Genomic DNA, 5,091 nt, shown 5'->3' on the forward strand with positions numbered 1-5,091 from the left:
GTTTACCTTCACCGCCGCGACGGGAACGCCGGGCCCGGCGTTCCCGTCGGCCGCGCTCACTCGTCCCGCAGGGCCCGGGCGAGCGCGGCCCGCGAGGTGATGCCCAGCTTCGGGAACACCTTGTACAGATGGTCGGCGACGGTACGCGGCGACAGCCGCAGCAGCCGCCCGATGTCCTTGTTCGTCAGCCCGTCCGCGGCCAGATGCGCGATCCGCAGCTCCTGCGCCGTCAGCAGGCCCCGCCGCCCCGCCGGACCCGCCACCGCGTGGCCCGCGGCCCGCAGCTCCTCCTCCGCCTGCGCCGCCCAGGGCGCCGCGCGCAGCGAGCGGAACGCGCGGTGCGCCTCGCCGAGAACCTGCCGGGCACCGGGCCGCTGGTGCCGGCGCAGCCACGCCCCGTGCGCGAGCCGCAGCCGAGCCGCCTCGAAGACCCAGCGCTCGGCTTCAGGGACCGCGTAGGCGGCCCGGAAGCGCGGTTCCGCGTCCTCGTCCGTCGCCGCCAGCGCGGAGGCGGCGGCCAGCAGGAACGCGTGATGCGGCGAGATGTCCGCCATCCTGGCCGCCCGCGCGGCGGCCACGTGTGCCCGCGCCTGCGGATACCGGCCCGTGCGCGCGGCGGCGTCCACGAAGTCGAAGAACGGCAGATGGAACCAGGGCAGGCCGGGCGGCAGCACCCCGGGCGGGGTGAGAGCCGCGAAGCGGGCGTAGGCGTCCTCGGCGCGGCCGTGGGCGAGGGCGGCCAGACCCCGCAGGTGCGCCAGATGGTCGGTCACGAACGTCATCCGGGCCCGCCGCGCGACCGGCCCGATCCGCTCCTCGACCGCCCGCAGGCCCGCCTCGTCGCCACGGCCGGCCAGGAAGTGCGCATGGTGGTGGCGGAACATCAGCGCGTTGCAGTGGTAGCCGAGCGCGTCGGCCGCCGCGGCCTCCCGCCGGCAGACGTCCGCCTGCTCCCAGCGGCCCTCCACATAGTCCTGGTAGCCCTTCGCCTTCGCGATGGTGCCCTGCGTGGCGTACGCGTGCTGCTCCGTGAAGCGCCGCCACATCGTCGCGTCCGCCATGTCCACCGAGGCGGCCGTCCACAGCAGCAGCCAGGCCGCCCCGGCCTCCTGCTGCCCGTCCAGCTCCCGCACCGTCGCGCGGAGTTCGTCGCCCACGCCGTGCGCCGTGCGGGCCGGGTCGGACCAGGCCCGCAGACACAGCCGGGCCAGCGGCGACATCCGCTCGCGGTGCGCGGCCAGCGCCGCCCAGCCCCGCGGGTCGTCGGTGTAGACCGAGGCCAGCAGCAGCTTGAAGAACGCCTGCTCGGCCAGCCCGCCGAAGGCCTCGGCACCGGTGTCGGCGAGGGCGTCCAGGACACCGGGCAGCAGGGTGAAGGACGACTCGAAGTCGATCCGGTGGCTCTGGTCGACGTACACCGTCGCGTAGGCGAACAGCGGCGCCACATCGGACGGCACCGGGCCGCGCTTCAGCTCGTCGAGGAGCTTCGCCGTGTACGGCAGCCTGCCACCGCGCGCGCCCATCACGGCGGCCCACGTCAGCCGCCGGGCCCGGGCGAGCGGATCGGCGCTGAGGGCGGCGGCGCGGTCCAGCAGCGAGGCCGCCTCCGCGTCACCGCCGCGCCGGGACAGCCGCCGCCCCGCCCGCTCCAGCCGGGCCGCCAGCTCCTCGTCCGGCCCCTGACCCGCGGCGGCCTCGTGCACCAGCCGGCGCGGGTCGTCCACCGGGAGTGCGGCGGCGAGTTCACGGTGGGCGGCACACTGCCGCTCGCCCGAGGCCCGGGCGACGACGGCGCTGCGCACCAGCGGGTGCCGGAAGACGAGCCGGCCCACCGCGTCCAGCCGCGCGAGCCCGCTCGCCTCGATCGGGTGCAGGACGTCCTCCACCCGTCCGGCACCGCTGCCGCGCAGCCACCGGCCGACGTCCCACGCTGCCGTGCCACCGCCGAGCGCGACCAGCAGCAGCACCCGTTCCGCCGCGGCCGGCAGGGCGGCGAGACGGTCGGCGAACAGCCGCTCCAGACGCGGACCGAGCGCGAACTGCTCCGGCAGCGGCGCGACCCCCGACACCTGCTCGGGCCCGAGTCGCAGGGGCAGTTCGAGCAGCGCGAGCGGGTTGCCCGCAGCCTCCCGCAGGACGCGCTCGGCGGCCGACTCGCCGAGCGCGGGATGCGTGCGGCGCAGCAGCAGTGCGGCCTCCCCCCGGCCGAGGGCGGCCACCTCGACGGGTCGCGTGGGCCAGCCGTCCACCGCCGTGCCGTCGGGGCGTCCGGCGCTCACGACGACCAGCGGCAGCCGCGTCGTCCGGCGGTACAGGAAGGCGAACACCTCGGAGCTGGAGGAGTCCACCCACTGCAGATCGTCGAGCAGGACCAGCAGCGGACGGTCCCGCATCGCCTCGGCGAGCAGGGTGAGCGCGGCGGCGCCCACCAGGAACCCGCCGTCGGGCGACGGCGTCTCGTGCAGCCCGAGCGCGGCCTCCAGGGCCTGCCGCTGCCGGGCCGGCAGGGCGTCGGAGCGCGCCATGAGCGGCCGCAGCACCTGGTGCAGGGCCCCGAAGGCCAGCTCCGCCTCGGCCTCGGAACCCACCGCGCGCAGCACGGTGAAGCCGCGCTCGCGCGCCCGCCGGTCCGTCCAGTCCAGCAGGGCGGTCTTGCCGATCCCGGCCTCGCCCCGCAGCAGCGCCGCCGAGCCGCTGCCCGTCCCGTCGGGCGCGGACGCCTCGTCGAGGGCACGGAGCAGTACGGCCGTCTCCCGGTGCCGTCCGACGAGCTCCTTGCTGTCAGCGGTCGGCAACACGCCCCTCCTACCCGTGACGGCGCACTGCGTACGTGGGCGCCTCGGGCCGAAGGATATCGCCCGCCTGCGCCGTGACCTGGAGGAATACCGGCTTCACGGCATTTCCGGTGCCCTGTGCCCGGCGCCCGCCCGGGCCGAAGCCTTGACCATGCCGACGCCGAGCTGTTTTGATCATGCACATGCTTGCCCGGACCCCGCTGCTCACGCGACGACGCCATGTCGACCTCGCGCGCACGTCCGGCGCCCTCTGTCACCACCTCTGAGCCGCATTCGGGCCACTTCAGGCCGCCTTCGAACCGCCTTCGAGCCCGAGGGCTGTCACGACCTCCGCGTTGCCGAGCGCTCGCGCCGCCGAGCGGCCGGAACCTCCGCGCCCGAGGTCTGCCACGCCTGTGAGCCCGGCGGACGCCGTCCCCGGTAGCTCCCTGGCCCACTGACACCTGCCCCGGTCCGCCACCGTCTCCCGGCGAGCCGTCTCCCGCGCCTGCCCCGGCGTCCGGGCCGTTGTCCGCATCGGGCCACCGGCCACCACCGGCGCGCGCGGACCTCCCCTGCCCACCCCGCACGACCCCTGCCCACCCCGCACGACCCCTGCCCACCCCGCACGACCCCTGCCCGCCCCGCACGACCCCTGTCGCACGGAAGGATCCCGTCCTCGCCATGTCCCGGACCCACCACCTGCCGTCCCGTCGTACACCCGTACGCCGTTCCCGCAGACCCGTCGTCGCCGCGCTGGTCTCCGTCCTCGCCCTCGCGGCCGCCGCCGTGCCGGCCGAGGCGGCACCGACCGCCTCCGCCTACACGCCCGTTCCTCCGCACAACCCGTACGCCGGACCCGACGGCACGGCCACGATGCACGGCGACACCGGCTCCTCCGACACCACCCCGCTGGCCGGCCCCGGCGCCGGCGCGCTGGCGTCGAAGAGGGTGGCGCTCGCCTCCGCCTGCCCGACCGTGCTGGTCGGCTCCGACGGCTACCCCGTCGTCCTGTGCACCCCGATCTTCGGCCAGGTCCCGACCGTCCACCTCCTCGACCCCGACGACGGTTCCTCGCTGGCGAGCCTGCAACTGACCAAGGGCTCACTGCTCGGCGGGGTCTACGCCTACCTCGACGACCAGGACCGGCTGGTCGTCGTGGACGGCAGCCGCAGCCTGTTGCGCGTCGGCCACCGCCAGACCGCCTCCGGCGCCTGGCAGCTGACGGTCGACCGGAGCCTTTCGCTGACCTCCGCCGTCCCCGACGGCGACGCCGTGACCGGGCTGTCGCCGGACTGGCAGGGCCGCGTCTGGTTCGCCACCGGCGGCGGTGTGGTCGGCGTCGCCGACGACCGCACGGGCACGGTCCGCACCCTGGCACTGCCCGCCGGTGAACGCGTCGCCAACAGCATCTCCACCGCCCCCGAGGGCACCGCCGTCACCACCACCCACGCGACCTATCTGCTCACCGCCGGCGCCGACGGCACGCCCAGGATCTCCTGGCGGCAGGCCTACGACCGCGGCCAGGCCCGCAAGCCCGGACTGCTGAGCTGGGGCAGCGGCTCCACCCCGACGTTCCTCGGCCCGACCACGGGCACCGACTACGTCGCGATCGTCGACAACGCCGACACCACCGTCCACCTCAAGGTCTACCGCACCGCCACCGGCCAGGAGATCTGCTCGGTGCCGGTCCTGAAGGCGGCGGGCGGCCCCGGCAGCGAGAACTCACCCATCGGGGCGGGAAACAGCGTCTTCGTCGCCGGCACCTACGGCTACCCCTATCCGGCGGTGCCAGAGGGCGCGGGCGACGCCGTACCGGCCTCGGCGGACTTCGCGGGCGGTCTGACCCGGGTGGACATCCGGGCCGACGGCAGCGGCTGCGCCCAGGTCTGGGACAACACCCTGCGCTCGGCGGCGGTGCCGAAGCTGTCCACCGCGGACAACACGCTGCACACCGTCGTGCGTGACCCGCTGATCCCCGGCACCAAGGGCACGAGCCTGCTGGACCCGTACCGCTACGTCCAGATCGACCCGGAGACCGGAACCGTGCGGCGCTCCAAGAGCGTCGGCGTCGGCTCGCTGTACGACACCCTCCAGATGGCCGGCACCGTCGCCCCCGACGGCGCCTACCTCCAGGGCACGGTGACCGGGGTGCTGCGGATCACCGCGGAGTGAACGGCGATCGAGGCCGGTGCACCTCACCGCCGGCACGGCTCACTAGGTGTATTGATCACGAGCGTTGTTGACACGGGTCGGTCTTGATCGTGGCGAAGACCCCCGTGTGTGGTGGAGGTGTCGAATCTTCACCGCACGGAGG

Annotated in this window: 3 protein-coding genes; 2 read left to right on the forward strand and 1 reads right to left on the reverse strand. The window is 75.3% G+C overall.

The genetic code is table 11. From position 1 onward, the window contains the following. Positions 1 to 56: 56 nt before the first annotated feature. Complete coding sequence (locus ABT232_RS38190) at positions 57 to 2,798, reverse strand: ATP-binding protein (RefSeq protein ID WP_450872122.1); 2,742 nt, start codon at positions 2,796 to 2,798, stop codon at positions 57 to 59. A gap of 179 nt (positions 2,799 to 2,977) precedes the next feature. On the opposite strand from ABT232_RS38190, the gene ABT232_RS38195 reads away from it, so the two are divergent. Further along, positions 2,978 to 3,061 carry a putative leader peptide gene (locus ABT232_RS38195; RefSeq protein ID WP_351849377.1) on the forward strand — a complete coding sequence of 28 codons (84 nt, stop codon included), beginning with the start codon at positions 2,978 to 2,980 and terminating at the stop codon, positions 3,059 to 3,061. Between the two features lie 397 nt (positions 3,062 to 3,458). Beyond that, positions 3,459 to 4,949, forward strand: coding sequence for an NHL repeat-containing protein (locus ABT232_RS38200; RefSeq protein ID WP_351849375.1), 1,491 nt, complete (start codon positions 3,459 to 3,461; stop codon positions 4,947 to 4,949). Positions 4,950 to 5,091: the final 142 nt, after the last annotated feature.

It is taken from the genome of Streptomyces sp. NPDC001532, from assembly GCF_040298625.1.
Classification (GTDB): domain Bacteria; phylum Actinomycetota; class Actinomycetes; order Streptomycetales; family Streptomycetaceae; genus Streptomyces.